Origin of the sequence: Leclercia sp. LSNIH8 (assembly GCF_002920195.1) — a bacterium.
In the GTDB taxonomy this organism is placed as follows: Bacteria; Pseudomonadota; Gammaproteobacteria; order Enterobacterales; family Enterobacteriaceae; genus Enterobacter.
The window spans coordinates 599251-612212 of sequence record NZ_PQJY01000003.1 but is presented as its reverse complement, the minus strand read 5'-3'; the positions used below and the strand labels follow the sequence as shown (position 1 = coordinate 612212).

Annotated in this window: 17 protein-coding genes; 9 read left to right on the top strand and 8 right to left on the bottom strand. The window is 56.4% G+C overall.

The annotated features are described in order from the left end of the window. Positions 1-60 precede the first annotated feature (60 nt). Positions 61-1059: a L,D-transpeptidase LdtE gene (gene ldtE / locus C3406_RS11420; RefSeq protein ID WP_103823879.1), complete on the top strand. Its 999-nt coding sequence runs from the start codon at positions 61-63 to the stop codon at positions 1057-1059. A 63-nt stretch (positions 1060-1122) separates the two neighbouring features. On the opposite strand, the gene lpp is transcribed toward ldtE, so the two are convergent. The 3 genes from lpp to ynhH all read right to left on the bottom strand — a co-directional run bounded on the left by lpp (position 1123) and on the right by ynhH (position 3293). Beyond that, positions 1123-1359, bottom strand: a complete 237-nt coding sequence (lpp, locus tag C3406_RS11415) for a murein lipoprotein Lpp (RefSeq protein WP_001082307.1) — start codon at positions 1357-1359, stop codon at positions 1123-1125. Positions 1360-1669: 310 nt separating this feature from the next. Further along, positions 1670-3091 (bottom strand): pyruvate kinase PykF, encoded by a 1422-nt coding sequence (gene pykF / locus C3406_RS11410; RefSeq protein WP_103179328.1) that lies wholly within the window; start codon positions 3089-3091, stop codon positions 1670-1672. 7 nt (positions 3092-3098) lie between these two features. Beyond that, positions 3099-3293 (bottom strand): protein YnhH, encoded by a 195-nt coding sequence (gene ynhH, locus C3406_RS26840; RefSeq protein WP_476629937.1) that lies wholly within the window; start codon positions 3291-3293, stop codon positions 3099-3101. A 381-nt stretch (positions 3294-3674) separates the two neighbouring features. Between ynhH and C3406_RS11405 the strand changes: the two genes are divergently transcribed. The 4 genes from C3406_RS11405 to fumD all read left to right on the top strand — a co-directional run bounded on the left by C3406_RS11405 (position 3675) and on the right by fumD (position 6512). Next, complete coding sequence (locus C3406_RS11405; protein WP_103179329.1) at positions 3675-4697, top strand: methionine ABC transporter ATP-binding protein; 1023 nt, start codon at positions 3675-3677, stop codon at positions 4695-4697. After that, entirely contained in the window at positions 4690-5358 is a 669-nt protein-coding gene (locus tag C3406_RS11400) for a methionine ABC transporter permease (RefSeq protein ID WP_103823880.1), read from the top strand. The genes C3406_RS11405 and C3406_RS11400 overlap by 8 nt, the downstream gene beginning before the upstream one ends. A gap of 27 nt (positions 5359-5385) precedes the next feature. Further along, the gene (locus C3406_RS11395) at positions 5386-6198 is read left to right on the top strand and encodes a MetQ/NlpA family ABC transporter substrate-binding protein (protein ID WP_039029111.1); all 813 of its coding nucleotides are present in this window, start codon (positions 5386-5388) and stop codon (positions 6196-6198) included. Positions 6199-6302: 104 nt separating this feature from the next. Beyond that, entirely contained in the window at positions 6303-6512 is a 210-nt protein-coding gene (gene fumD / locus C3406_RS11390; protein ID WP_014831602.1) for a fumarate hydratase FumD, read from the top strand. Here the strand turns inward: fumD and C3406_RS11385 are convergent. The 4 genes from C3406_RS11385 to C3406_RS11370 are packed head-to-tail and all read right to left on the bottom strand — an operon-like array spanning position 6493 to position 9575. Continuing rightward, the gene (locus tag C3406_RS11385; protein ID WP_103823881.1) at positions 6493-7179 is read right to left on the bottom strand and encodes an ABC transporter permease subunit; all 687 of its coding nucleotides are present in this window, start codon (positions 7177-7179) and stop codon (positions 6493-6495) included. The genes fumD and C3406_RS11385 overlap by 20 nt on opposite strands. Next, positions 7173-7940, bottom strand: coding sequence for an amino acid ABC transporter permease (locus tag C3406_RS11380; protein ID WP_103823882.1), 768 nt, complete (start codon positions 7938-7940; stop codon positions 7173-7175). The genes C3406_RS11385 and C3406_RS11380 overlap by 7 nt, the downstream gene beginning before the upstream one ends. After that, complete coding sequence (locus C3406_RS11375) at positions 7940-8755, bottom strand: amino acid ABC transporter ATP-binding protein (protein WP_103823883.1); 816 nt, start codon at positions 8753-8755, stop codon at positions 7940-7942. Before C3406_RS11375 ends, C3406_RS11380 begins: the two co-directional genes overlap by 1 nt. Position 8756: 1 nt before the next feature. Then, entirely contained in the window at positions 8757-9575 is an 819-nt protein-coding gene (locus C3406_RS11370) for an ABC transporter substrate-binding protein (protein ID WP_103823884.1), read from the bottom strand. 239 nt (positions 9576-9814) lie between these two features. On the opposite strand from C3406_RS11370, the gene C3406_RS26280 reads away from it, so the two are divergent. The 4 genes from C3406_RS26280 (at position 9815) to C3406_RS11355 (ending at position 12638) form a co-directional block, all read left to right on the top strand. After that, a complete protein-coding gene (locus C3406_RS26280; protein WP_197080142.1) occupies positions 9815-9976 on the top strand; it encodes a hypothetical protein in 162 nt (53 codons plus the stop codon). 160 nt (positions 9977-10136) lie between these two features. Then, positions 10137-11465 carry a sensor histidine kinase gene (locus tag C3406_RS11365; RefSeq protein ID WP_103823885.1) on the top strand — a complete coding sequence of 443 codons (1329 nt, stop codon included), beginning with the start codon at positions 10137-10139 and terminating at the stop codon, positions 11463-11465. After that, the gene (locus C3406_RS11360; RefSeq protein ID WP_103823886.1) at positions 11458-12081 is read left to right on the top strand and encodes a response regulator transcription factor; all 624 of its coding nucleotides are present in this window, start codon (positions 11458-11460) and stop codon (positions 12079-12081) included. The genes C3406_RS11365 and C3406_RS11360 overlap by 8 nt, the downstream gene beginning before the upstream one ends. A gap of 77 nt (positions 12082-12158) precedes the next feature. Then, complete coding sequence (locus tag C3406_RS11355) at positions 12159-12638, top strand: GlcG/HbpS family heme-binding protein (RefSeq protein ID WP_103823887.1); 480 nt, start codon at positions 12159-12161, stop codon at positions 12636-12638. A 117-nt stretch (positions 12639-12755) separates the two neighbouring features. Here C3406_RS11355 and C3406_RS11350 read toward each other — a convergent pair whose 3' ends face one another. Further along, entirely contained in the window at positions 12756-12896 is a 141-nt protein-coding gene (locus C3406_RS11350; RefSeq protein ID WP_032617828.1) for a hypothetical protein, read from the bottom strand. Positions 12897-12962: the final 66 nt, after the last annotated feature.

The window sequence follows — 12962 nt, the reverse complement described above, 5'->3', positions numbered from 1 at the left end:
CTCCCGCCTCGCGGATTTTTCAGCTTTCTGACGTTCTGTCAGTGAATAAGGAATCTCAGTATGAAGCGCGCGTCTTTATTAACTCTCATTCTTTTAGGTTCGCTCAGCGCGCTTAATAGCGCCCGGGCGGTGGATTATCCTTTGCCACCGGCTGGTAGTCGGTTAATCGGGCAAAATCAGACCTATGTTGTTCAGGAAGGTGATAATAACCTGCAGGCCATTGCGCGCCGGTTTAATACCGCTGCGCATTTAATACTCGAAGCCAATAATACTATCGCCCCGGTCTATCCGGCGCCGGGAACGGTGATCACCATTCCGTCGCAAATGTTGCTGCCGGATACCCCCCGGGAAGGGATTGTGGTGAATCTGGCGGAGCTGCGGCTCTACTTCTATCCGCCGGGTGAAAACAGCGTGCAGGTCTATCCACTGGGTATTGGACAGCTGGGGCTGGACACGCCGGTGACCACCACCCGCATCAGCCAGAAGATCCCGAATCCGACATGGACGCCAACTGCGGGCATCAGAGCGCGCTCGCTGGCCCAGGGGATCAAACTGCCGCCGGTAGTACCCGCAGGGCCAAATAACCCGTTAGGACGCTTTGCACTGCGTTTGGGCGTGGGTAACGGTGAATACCTGATCCACGGCACCAGCGCGCCGGACAGCGTGGGGCTGCGCGTCAGTTCCGGTTGTATGCGTATGAATGCGCCGGATATCAAAGCGCTCTTCGCCCAGACCTCTGTCGGCACACGGGTGCAGATCATCAATGAGCCGGTGAAGTTCTCAGTTGAGCCGGACGGTAAGCGCTACGTTGAAGTGCATCGCCCGCTGGCGACGATGGAAGGGGAGAATCCGCAAACGCTGGCGATTGCCCACTCCAGTGCGCTTGCATCCTTTATATCGCAGAGCGGCAGCGATAAGACGTTGGTGAACAAAGCGTTGTCGCGTCGGGCGGGTATTCCGGTAGAGGTATCGACAGGTGCCGGGGCGAATGTTAACAGTACCGGGCTCTCAGCGAAGAACTTGCTTTCGCCGGTAGGGCATGAACAGGCGATTCAGTAAAGCGAAATGAGGGGCAAAAAAAAATGGCGCACAATGTGCGCCATTTTATTAACACAGGTACTATTACTTACGGTATTTAGTAGCCTGGTTGTCCAGACGCTGGTTAGCGCGAGCTGCGTCGTCTTTAGCAGCCTGAACGTCGGAACGCATTGCGTTCACGTCGTTGCTCAGCTGGTCAACTTTAGCGTTCAGAGTCTGAACGTCAGAAGACAGCTGATCGATTTTAGCGTTGCTGGAGCAACCTGCCAGCAGAGTAGAACCCAGGATTACCGCGCCCAGTACCAGTTTAGTACGATTCATTATTAATACCCTCTAGATTGAGTTAATCTCCATGTAGCGTTACAAGTATTACACAAAGTTTTTTAGGTTGAGAATATTTTTTTGATGGGAATATGCCTATTTTTGATCGTTCGCTCAAAGAAGCACCTGTTTTGACTATTTCGAGGAAAATATTGTGTTAAAACAGACAATTTTCATCGGATTCATCTTAGAAAACGACCCCGTTAAATAGAAAAACCCGATTTGCTTTTTTAATAAATTTGGCTGATAGCGGAAATAAAAAAAGCGCCCCGAAGGACGCTTTTTATACAAACTAATTCGAACGAAATTATTACAGCACGTGAACAGATGCGGTATTAGTGGTGCCGCTTGGAACCAGTGCACCAGAAACCATCACCACTACGTCGCCTTTCTGCGCCAGGCCACGTTCAACCAGCTGCAGGGCCACTTCTTTACCCAGGCGGTAGAAATCATCAGTAGAGGCGATCTCTTTTACCAGGTGTGGAACCACGCCTTTGCTCAGCACCAGCTGACGCGCAGTGGTTTCGTTGGTGGTCAGCGCCAGAATGGTCGCGTCCGGGAAGTATTTACGCACTGCGCGAGCAGATTTACCGCCCTGGGTGGCGACGACAATCAGTGGCGCTTCCAGTTTCTCGGCTGTTTCTACCGCGCCACGGCACACGGCTTCGGTGATGCGCAGTTTACGGCTGTCGTTGTTGTAATCCAGACGGCTCTTCATCACGCGGTCGGTACGCTCACAGATGGTCGCCATGATGGAGACCGCTTCCAGCGGGTATTTACCTTTAGCAGATTCGCCAGACAGCATTACCGCATCGGTACCATCGAGGATGGCGTTTGCCACGTCGCCAGCTTCTGCGCGGGTAGGGCGTGGGTTTTTGATCATGGAGTCCAGCATCTGCGTTGCGGTAATAACCACTTTACGCGCGCGAACACACTTCTCGATCATCATCTTCTGCGCGAAGATTACTTCTTCAACCGGGATCTCAACGCCCAGGTCACCACGTGCAACCATGATGCCGTCAGAAGCTTCGAGGATTTCGTCGAAGTTGTTCAGGCCTTCCTGGTTTTCGATTTTGGAGATGATCTGGATGTTTTCGCCGCCGTGGGCTTTCAGGTGCTCACGGATTTCAACAACGTCAGAACGTTTACGGATAAAGGATGCCGCAACGAAGTCAACGCCTTGCTCGCAGCCGAAGATCAGGTCCTGTTTATCTTTTTCTGCCAGCGCCGGCAGTGCGATGGAAACGCCTGGCAGGTTAACGCCTTTGTTTTCGCCCAGGTCGCCGTTGTTCAGCACTTTACAGATAACTTTGTTACCTTCGATAGCGGTGACTTCCATACCGATCAGGCCGTCGTCCACCAGAACGGTGTTACCGACGGACAGGTCGCTGGTGAAGCCTTCATAGGTCACAGCAACGATTTCACTGTTGCCGACAACAGACTTGTCTGTAGTGAAGGTGAAAGTCTGTCCCGCTTTCAGCGAAACGTCATTGCCGCCTTCCAGTTTAATGGTACGAATTTCTGGACCTTTGGTATCCAGCAGGATTGCTGCTTTTTTACCGGTCTTGCTCATCACGTTGCGCAGGTTCTGGATGCGCTGGCCGTGTTCAGCATAGTCACCGTGAGAGAAGTTCAGACGCATCACGTTCATGCCGGCGTCCAGCATCTTGGTCAGCATCTCTTCAGATTCGGTTTTCGGGCCGATGGTGCAAACAATTTTCGTCTTTTTCATGACAGTCTTAGTCTTTAAGTTGAGAAGGATATGGAAATCTCGCTCCGCGGGCGCAGAGCCCTGGAGTCAAACCTGTGTTGCGAAATTTTTTATGGCACGCAGTAAGGATAGGTGACATCAATTGAGCGTGCAGAAGAATGTGTGCCTGTGTTTCAGCCCAGGGAGAGAGGTTAAGTTGTATGCGTTGTTTTTTGTAGTCCAAGCGCTGAAACCATTCATCAGAAGACAGGCGCGCATTATACGCTGAAAGATGCGCAAAAGGAAAATGAAAACAGCGTTTCAAAAATTATATATGCAGTTTTACAAAGGGTTGTTATCAATGCGTTAAGGTTGACTGCGTAGATGTTGCGCCCGCGAAAAACCTTCAGGCAAATGTCCCATTTTTATGCGTTTCGCCATGGCGACTTTTTAGCTATCGATTGCAGAAAATAAGCAAAGAGCCTTCTCCCCACGCGCCACGCCTCTTATCACTCAAAGTTATAAGATATTCGTTTTCATTCATTCAAAAGCTAATAACGGCTGTTTACTATCGTTTGGACATCCATACTGCTAAACCGCCACAGGCGAACGGATTACCCGAAGAATGATTGTACTCAGGAATATTTCGAAGATTTTTGACAACGGAAAAGTGGCGCTGACAGCCGTTGATAACGTGAACCTGACGATAGAGCAGGGGCAAATTTATGGAATTATTGGCTACAGCGGCGCGGGTAAAAGCACCTTAATCCGCCTGCTTAATGGTCTGGAAAAGCCGACCACCGGCAGCGTGACCATTAACGGACACGACATCTCCGCGGCGAAAGGTGAAACCCTGCGCCAGGCGCGGCTGAAAATCAGTATGGTGTTTCAGCACTTCAATCTGCTGTGGTCGCGCACCGTGAGCGAGAACATCGCCTTTTCAATGCAGATTGCCGGGGTGCCTAAAGCCAAAATCAAAGCCCGCGTGGCAGAACTGGTTGAACTGGTGGGGCTGAAAGGCCGCGAACAGGCTTATCCGTCCCAGCTTAGCGGTGGGCAGAAGCAGCGCGTCGGCATTGCCCGCGCGCTGGCCAATAACCCGGACGTGCTGCTCTGTGACGAGGCCACGTCGGCGCTGGATCCCCAGACCACCGATCAGATCCTCGATCTGCTCCTCGACATCAACCGTCGTTTCAAGCTGACTATCGTGCTTATTACTCATGAGATGCACGTGGTGCGCAAAATCTGTGACCGCGTGGCGGTGATGGAAAACGGCAAAGTGGTGGAAGAGGGCGACGTGCTGCAGGTCTTTACCCATCCTCAGCAGCCGATTACGCAACAGTTTGTGCGTCAGGTCAGCCAGTACGCCGAAGACGAAACCTTTAACAGCGAGCTGGCAAACGAACTGGAAGGCACCGTTATTAAGCTGACCTTTACCGGCCACAGCACTCACAAGCCAGTCGTCGGGGAACTGACGCTACGCTACGGCCTGCCGTTTAACATCCTGCACGGCAAAATGACACAAACCGCCCACGGCGTCTTCGGCCAGCTCTGGCTGCACGTGGTGGCAACAGATGAACAACTGAACAATATCCTCGCCGATTTGCAGCACAGTGATATTGAAGGCGAGGTAATTAAACATGGCTGAGAATCTCTTCCCACACCTGAAATGGGACCAGCTCTGGGCGGCCACCCTGGAGACGCTGTATATGACCGCGCTCTCCGGCGTCGCCACCTTTGTGCTCGGCCTGATCCTCGGTCTGGCGCTGTTTTTAACCGCACGGGGTGGCATGTTCCACAACCGCACGGTCTACAGCGTCATTTCGATTGTGGTGAACGTCTTCCGCTCCATCCCGTTCATCATTTTGATTGTGCTGCTGATCCCCTTCACCAAAACCGTGGTGGGGACCATCCTCGGGGCCAACGCCGCACTGCCTGCGTTGATCGTTGGTGCCGCGCCTTTCTACGCCCGTCTGGTGGAGATCGCCCTGCGTGAAGTGGACAAAGGGGTGATCGAAGCGACGCGCTCAATGGGCGCCCGACTCAGCACTTTAATCTTTCGCGTTTTACTGCCGGAATCATCGCCTGCCCTGGTGTCAGGGATCACGGTGACGCTGATTGCCCTGGTGAGCTACAGCGCCATGGCGGGGGTGATTGGTGCCGGTGGTCTGGGAAATCTGGCTTACCTGGAAGGATTCCAGCGCAACCATGGTGACGTCACGCTGGTGGCAACGGTGACCATTTTGATCATCGTTTTCATTATCCAGTTCTGCGGCGACATCATTACTTCCATTCTTGATAAAAGATAAACACAACAATACACAGGAACCATCATCATGAAAAAGACACTGACGTTGATCGCCGCAGCAACCCTGAGCGCCCTGAGCTTTGCCTCCTGGGCTGATACCCTGACCGTGGGGGCCTCCAACACCCCGCACGCCGAGATTCTGGAGCAGGCGAAGCCGATTCTGGCGAAACAGGGTATCGATCTGGAGATCAAACCGTTCCAGGACTACATCCTGCCGAACACCGCGCTGGCGGGTCGTGACATCGACGCCAACTACTTCCAGCACATTCCATACCTGAACAGCGTGCTGAAAGATCACGCCGGGGATAAAGAGTACGATTTCGTCAGCGCCGGGGCGATCCACATCGAGCCAATCGGTATCTACTCCAAAAAATACAAGTCGCTGAAAGATCTGCCGGAAGGCGGCAAAATCATCATGCGTGATGCGGTCTCTGAAGAGGGACGTATCCTCTCTATCTTCGAGAAAGAGGGCGTGATCAAGCTGAAGCCGGGCATCGACAAAGTGACCGCGCGCATCAGCGACATCGTTGAGAACCCGAAAAAGCTGCAGTTCACCCCGAACGTCGAAGCGTCCCTGCTGCCGCAGATGTATAACAACGACGAGGGCGCGGCGGTTGTCATCAACGCCAACTACGCCATCGACGCCGGTCTGGATCCGGTTCACGACCCGATTGCGGTAGAGAGCGGTGAAAACAACCCGTACGCCAACATCATCACCGTGCACCGTGGCGATGAGAAGAAGAAAGACATCGTGGCGCTGGTGGACGTGCTGCACTCTAAAGAGATTCAGGACTGGATCCGCACCAAGTATAAAGGCGCGGTGATCCCGGTTAACAACTGATTTATCCGTTTGATTTCAAAGCCCGGCGAGCCTCTCGTCGGGCTTTTTTGTATAACGGCGATGAATCTATTAAGCTGGCATTTTAAGGCAACGGAGTGAAAGTCATGGGCAATGTAACCAAAGACGAAGCGCTGTATCAGGAGATGTGTCGCGTGGTAGGCAAAGTCGTTCTTGAGATGCGCGATTTGGGGCAGGAGCCGAAGCATATCGTTATCGCCGGGGTACTGCGCACCGCGCTGGCAAACCAGCGGGTGAAACGCAGCGAATTAACCACCCAGGCGATGGAAACCGTCGTTAAAGCGCTGGCCGGTTAAGCCGCCAGCGTTTCGCCAGCTGTTCAACGCCACAGCACAGCAGGTAATAGACCACGCCAGTAAAAATAAAAATAGCCGCCGGGTAGATCTGAACCCGGTTGTTCACCTGGCCTGCCACGGTGGTCAGCTCCGGCACGTTGACAATAAAGGCCAGCGAGGTGTCCTTCAGCAGGCTGATAAAAATCCCCATCAGCGAAGGCAGGGTGTTGCGCAACGCCTGTGGCAGCAGGAGTAACCCCAGTGTTTGCAGCGCGCCAAACCCCTGCGCCTGGGCCGCTTCATACTGCCCGGCAGGTAGCGCCCGCAGCCCGGCCAGCACGGAGTGCATCACCGCGGCGGCGGTAAACCATGCCAGCGCCAGCGTAACGGTGAGCGCCCCCGGCAGATCGCCGCCTGTCAGGAGCGGCAGCAGATACCACAGCCAGAAAATGACAAAAATCAGCGGGATCCCGCGGATAATCTCCGCCCACAGGAACAAGGTGTTGCGTATCGCCCCCGGAAACCGCCACGCCAGGCCCGCCAGCGCTATTCCAGCCGGGAACGCCAGCGCCGCGGCACCCAAAGCCATCAGTAGCGTCAACAACACGCCGCCGGGCTGCCCGGCTGCAGCCCGCCCCCAGAGCAGATAATCCAGGTTACCGGTAATGACAGTAAGTCCGGCTAACATTTCTCTTCACTCCGGGGGGTGATGGCGGCTTTACGGCGCCGTTCGGTTGAGGGGCCCAGTTTCGTCAGCAGGACGCCCATCGCCACGCCGGTGAGCAGATACAGTACCGTGCCGATGCTGAAAGCCTCCAGCGCGTGGGCGTTATAGCTCTCTGTCTGCCGCACCTGGTAGGTGAGCTCCGCAAAGCCGATGCCGCTCGCCAGCGAAGAGAGTTTCATGAGATTGAGGTACTGACCCACCACCGGCTGCCAGGCGTTCGCCAGCCCCTGCGGCAGCAGGATGTACCGTAACAGCGGCCAGGGGGAAAAGCCCTGCGCCAGGGCGGCTTCCCGCTGCCCGGCGGAAACGGCGCGTAGCCCGGCGGTGATCTCCTCGGTCAAAAAAGCCGAGGTAAAGACTCCCAGCCCCCAGGCGGAGCAGAGAAACTCTGGCGTAAACCACCAGACCTGACCCGGCAGCACTGACCAGGCATGATCGTCCATCACAAAGGTGCGAAACCCCTGCGGCAGCCCGTTCCAGGCGGCGAAATACCAGAACAGCAGCTGCACCAGCAGGGGCGTATTGCGAAACAGCGACACCCACAGGGCGACGATATTCGCGCCGATGCGCCCCCCGGCGAGACGCAACCCCAGAGAGGCGAGAGTAATAAGGCTGGCGACCACCATCCCTGCCAGGGTCACCCACAGGGTGGTGAGAAAACCGGAGAGGATCCACTGCAAGGGCTGGCCGGTCAGCACCCCTTGCCAGTCGAGGGCAGGCATCACAACGCTCCCGGATGCAGCGGGTTCAGCACCTTCTGCAGAAAACGCTGGGTGCGCGGATGGGCAGGATGCTGAAAGAACTGCTCTGGCGGAGCCACCTCCAGAATGTGCCCGCCATCGATGAACACCACCCGGTCGGCAATCTCCCGGGCAAACTGCATCTCATGGGTGACCACAATCATGGTGATCCCGCTGTGGGCGAGGGCTTTCATCACCAGCAGGACTTCGCCAATCATCTCCGGATCGAGGGCCGAGGTGGGCTCGTCAAAAAGGATGATCTGCGGCGAGGAGGCCAGGGCCCGGGCGATCGCCACCCGCTGCTGCTGCCCACCGGATAAGGCTTCCGGATAGTGATCGGCTTTATCCGCCATCCCCACCTGCGCCAGCAGTGCATCGGCGCGGGTGTCGGCCTCTGCCGAATGCCAGCCATGAACGTGCCTCAGCGCCAGGGCGATGTTTTGTCGGGCCGTCAGATGGCTATAGAGATTAAACTGCTGGAAGACAAAACCGACCCGGCTGCGCAGCTGGCGCAACGCCTGGCGGGAGAGCTGACGCGTCGATTTCCCGTCAATCAGGATGTCGCCGGAGGTGAGATCTTCTAACTGGTTGATCAGGCGAATCAGCGTCGATTTACCGGAACCCGACGGGCCGAGAATGGCGACCACTTCACCCGGCGTGACGCTGAGGTTGATGCCTTTCAGCACCGGGCGGTCGCCGTAGCGTTTCACCACCTCGCAAAAGGTGACGCTGGCCTGTTGCAGATGTGAAAAATCCGCGGCACGGGCCGCGGAGCGAGAGAATAAACCTGACAGCATATTACTGGACTTCTATTTTGAAGGCGCGAGGCTGCGGGGAGGGCGTCTGTGGACCAAACCAGACATCATAGATTTTTGCCGCGTCGCCGGTATTCTCCAGCTTCACCAGCTCATCGTTCACCACCTTTAACAGTGCGGTTTCGCCTTTTTTCACTCCGACGCCAATCTCTTCTTTACTTAGCAGATCCGGGAGGATCTTAAAGTTGGCTTTATCGGGCGCCTGCGCCAGCAGACCTGCCAGAATGGTGCTGTCCTGGGTGATCGCCTGCACGTTGTCGTTGCGCAACGCCGTCAGCGCCAGCGGAATATCGTCATAAGAGAGCACGCGCGATTGCGGAAAACGCTGATGCAGCGCCTGCTCCCCGGTCGTTCCTTTCACCGCCCCGATACGCGCCTTGCTGTAGGCCTCCAGTTTATCCGCGCCCTTGGCCGGGACCAGGAACTGCTGCCCGGTCACGAAGTAGGGGGTCGAAAAGTCGATCACCTGTGCCCGTTCCGGGGTGATGGTGATATCTGCCACAATCAGATCCGCTTTCCCGGACTGCAGCAGCGGAATGCGGTTAGCCGGGTTGGTGGCGACCAGCTCCAGTTTTACCCCGAGCGATTTTGCCAGCGCTTTGGCGAAGTCGACATCATAGCCGACGAGCTCGTGGCTTTTCGCATCCACTGAGCCAAACGGTGGGTTGGCATCAAACGTTGCGACTTTCACCACACCCGCCGCCTTAATATCCGCCAGCTGGTCTGCCTGCGCCTGGGTGGAAACCATCCCGACAGCGGCCAGTAAAGCCAGTGCCAGCGTCCGTTTTGTGTGTATTGCCATAGGTTCCTCTGTTTCTGTTTTTATTTTGTCCTCATACGCTCCCATACCCGGCGCGGGTAGCCAAATGCCAATATTGTCTTTGCTTAACGAAAAAAATCATTAGTGAACAGCGCGTTATCCAGCGGTTAAAGCAGCGTTGCTTTTGCGCCTGGCGCAAATCCTCTGCCGGAATCGGCATTTCCATCGCCGACAGATTGCTGTTGTACTGCTTTCAGGCTGAGCACAAGAGGAAGACAGACATGGGCAAACTAATGAGTACGTTACGGCGGTTTTTTACCGCACGATCGGAAGAGAACAGCGCGCAGCGTATTATTGAATCCATTCTGCCTGTCGCCAGCCTCTATGGTGTGGATATCGCCAATATTGACCCGGAGTGGTTCCATGACCAAACGCCACGCTGAACACCGCCTGGTGCGGGAAACATACTGGAATGAGGTGTGCGATCTTCACCGCGCCCTCTGCCATTCTGGACGCTAACATCCAAAAATCGCCGCAAGTTTTGTCCACGGCTTAGCTTCCTGCTAAGGTCTCTGGCGTCCTTTTCCTGCGCCAGTTAAATGAATGAACAGCAAAAACTATCTACAACGAGGGCTCCTGATTTGGCTCACGCTCTGCCTGCTCAGCAGCGTGCTGCTGTATGCCGAGCAGATCCGCCGTCAGTTCTGGGATCGGGACCGGGAGTTCGCCATGGCCTTTGCTGAGGCCGGCGCGGTGCTCACGCAGAATGAGTCGGTGCTGCCGCTATTAAATGGCGATGAAGATCTGGCGGCATTGCGTAAAAAATTCCCGCAGATACGCAACCTGCAAAAGACGCAGGGACGCGCCCTTGACGCCGCGCGGGTTGAACCTGTAGGCGATACGCAGTACTGGCTCTACAACCCCTGGCGGCAAATACGGGTGCTGATCGATACCCGGTCGGTGATCGGCGCCAGCCCGCATTTTACCCGCCTCAGCCTGGATCTCCGCGGCAACGCCTCGCTACCTCCGGGGGAGGCCTTCTGGCACTGGCAGCGGCAGTTCCCGCAACATACCCAACCCTTTACCCTCCAGGCCGAGGCCCGACCGGCCTGGCTGAACGTTGCCCTGCTGCCGTTTGTCCTGCTCTGGCTGGGATGGGCGACTGTAGTTGCAGCAGGCGGCGTGATCCTCTGGCAGCGTAAGCAGCGGCAAAATGCCGACCAGCGCGCCTGGTACTATCAGCATGCCAAGCTCAATACCTTGGGAGAGATCACTGCGGGTATTGTGCATGAGATTAACCAGCCCCTGACGGCGGCGCAGACCTGGATCCAGGGGGCGCAGCGCCAGCTGCGACAGGATAATCCCGAGGCGGTGTCTCAGGCCCTCGGGTCGGCGCTGGTGCAGACCCAGCGGATAGGCGAGCTGCTGACTCGCTTTCGTGAACACGTCACTCAGGAGAGGGTGGAGCTGGGCGAGGTGGATCTGGCCCGCTGCTGGCAACAGGTCGGCAATTTGCTGGAGCACGAGCGCACCGCCAGACACATTCGTCTTACCCATGAATTTGCAGCCGATGCCCGCACGCTCTGCGCCGACCGGCTCTGGTTGGAGCAGGTGTTGCACAATATCCTCAGCAACGCCATTCAGGCGCAGCAGGAGAGTGCGGCGGGCTGGGTGCATATCCGCAGCCAGCGCAACGGCGAGTTTATCCGGATAGAAATAACCGACGGCGGGCCGGGCTTTACTCAGGATGCTTTACACAACGCCTTTATGCCCTTTTACAGCGGGCGGCAGGGCGGGATCGGCCTGGGCATGACCTTAACGGAGTCGTTAGTCACCAGAATGAATGGCACCCTGACGCTGGATAATGCCCCGGAGGGGGGCGCCAGGGTCCGGTTGCAGTTTGCTTATCACGGGAGTCAGGAAAATGGATAACGTCATCTGGTTAATTGACGATGATGCGTCGGTCAGGGAGTCGCTGGTGTTTCTGCTCTCCGGGATGAGCTGGCGCGTGGAACCTTATGAAAGTATTGCGGCCTTTACGGCCACCCACGGCGCGGAAAAAGCGCTGACCGGCTGCCTGCTGCTGGATATGCGCATGCCGGGCAAAGGCGGCCTGGCCTGGCTGGAGGAGGGAACATGGCCCTGGCCGCTGCTGCCGGTGATCCTGATGACGGGCCACGGCACTATCGATGCCTGTCGACGGGCGTTTCATAACGGGGTCTTTGAGTTTTTCACCAAGCCGCTGGATGCCGATAAGTTGATCGAATCCATTACCGCCGCGCTTGCCGAAAGCCAGCAGCGGAGGGGGCGGTGGCTGGAGGCCCGGCGGATCAGGGCGCTCTTTGAGCAGCTCACCGCTCGGGAGCACGAGGTGCTGCTCGCCCTGATGGCGGGGAGCAGCAATAAAGAGGTCGCCGGCCGGCTGAACCTCTCGCCGCGAACGGTGGAGGCGCACCGGGCGTCGGTGTTTGTTAAGCTGGGGGTTTCCAGCCTGGTGCAGGCCATCCGGGAATATGACAAATTGCAATCCGTAGAACTACCAAGATAACTGCGTAGTCGACCGAATAACTTTTCCTCGCCCGCTTCGGTACGCTGCCTCTGTTTCCACTTACCCGAGGATGTGCGATGAAAAAGTTAATGATGGCAGCAGTGTGTGTGGCAGGAATGATCAGCGTATCGGCGCACGCAGAGTCCGTGGCGCAAAAAAATCTCTCTCTGACCCAGGCGAACGCCCTGGCCAGCGCGGCCATTCAGGCCTGTACGGCTAAAAATTATCAGGTCAGCGTCACGGTGGTGGATCGTGCCGGGGTGGTCAAAGCGGTGCAGCGCACGGATAACGCCGGTCCGCACACCCTGAAAGCCAGTGAGATGAAGGCCTTTACCGCGCTCAGTACCAAAAATGCCTCGGGTAAAGTGATGGAGTCTGCGCAGAGCAACGCGGGCGCGCAGAACCTGCGTGATATCCCGGGCCTGCTGCTGGCCGGTGGTTTGCCGGTGAAGGAAGGGGATGAGACGATCGGTGCCATCGGGATCGGCGGCGCGCCGGGTGGGCACCTGGATGAAGCCTGCGCGCAACAAGCCATTGATGGCCTGAAGAAATCGTAAAAACGCCCGGCGGCGCTGCGCTTACGCGGCTCTGAGGGAAGGATGTTGTAGGCCGGGTAAGCGTAGCGCCACCCGGCATAAAACTAAAAGCCCCGGCGCTAGTCCGGGGCTTTTTTATCAGATCTTGCAGGCGTCGCCGCAATCATCATCCGCCACGATCGCCTGGGCTTTTTTATCCGCATCTTCAAGGCGTTCAGCGTTACGTTCTTCGGCTTCGTCCAGCCCGTCAAACACCAGATTGTTGAGATCAATTTCCATCGTTTACCTGCTTTGTTCGGTTTTTGTTCCAGGTCGTATTATAGAGCAAAACAGAGGGAGGAGGCA

Bases quoted from the DNA above. Each gene is read 5' to 3' on its own strand.
- ldtE (WP_103823879.1), top strand. From the start codon at position 61: ATGAAGCGCGCGTCTTTATTAACTCTCATTCTTTTAGGTTCGCTCAGC.
- lpp (WP_001082307.1), bottom strand. From the start codon at position 1,359: ATGAATCGTACTAAACTGGTACTGGGCGCGGTAATCCTGGGTTCTACT.
- pykF (WP_103179328.1), bottom strand. From the start codon at position 3,091: ATGAAAAAGACGAAAATTGTTTGCACCATCGGCCCGAAAACCGAATCT.
- C3406_RS11405 (WP_103179329.1), top strand. From the start codon at position 3,675: ATGATTGTACTCAGGAATATTTCGAAGATTTTTGACAACGGAAAAGTG.
- C3406_RS11400 (WP_103823880.1), top strand. From the start codon at position 4,690: ATGGCTGAGAATCTCTTCCCACACCTGAAATGGGACCAGCTCTGGGCG.
- C3406_RS11395 (WP_039029111.1), top strand. From the start codon at position 5,386: ATGAAAAAGACACTGACGTTGATCGCCGCAGCAACCCTGAGCGCCCTG.
- fumD (WP_014831602.1), top strand. From the start codon at position 6,303: ATGGGCAATGTAACCAAAGACGAAGCGCTGTATCAGGAGATGTGTCGC.
- C3406_RS11385 (WP_103823881.1), bottom strand. From the start codon at position 7,179: ATGTTAGCCGGACTTACTGTCATTACCGGTAACCTGGATTATCTGCTC.
- C3406_RS11380 (WP_103823882.1), bottom strand. From the start codon at position 7,940: ATGCCTGCCCTCGACTGGCAAGGGGTGCTGACCGGCCAGCCCTTGCAG.
- C3406_RS11375 (WP_103823883.1), bottom strand. From the start codon at position 8,755: ATGCTGTCAGGTTTATTCTCTCGCTCCGCGGCCCGTGCCGCGGATTTT.
- C3406_RS11370 (WP_103823884.1), bottom strand. From the start codon at position 9,575: ATGGCAATACACACAAAACGGACGCTGGCACTGGCTTTACTGGCCGCT.
- C3406_RS26280 (WP_197080142.1), top strand. From the start codon at position 9,815: ATGGGCAAACTAATGAGTACGTTACGGCGGTTTTTTACCGCACGATCG.
- C3406_RS11365 (WP_103823885.1), top strand. From the start codon at position 10,137: ATGAACAGCAAAAACTATCTACAACGAGGGCTCCTGATTTGGCTCACG.
- C3406_RS11360 (WP_103823886.1), top strand. From the start codon at position 11,458: ATGGATAACGTCATCTGGTTAATTGACGATGATGCGTCGGTCAGGGAG.
- C3406_RS11355 (WP_103823887.1), top strand. From the start codon at position 12,159: ATGAAAAAGTTAATGATGGCAGCAGTGTGTGTGGCAGGAATGATCAGC.
- C3406_RS11350 (WP_032617828.1), bottom strand. From the start codon at position 12,896: ATGGAAATTGATCTCAACAATCTGGTGTTTGACGGGCTGGACGAAGCC.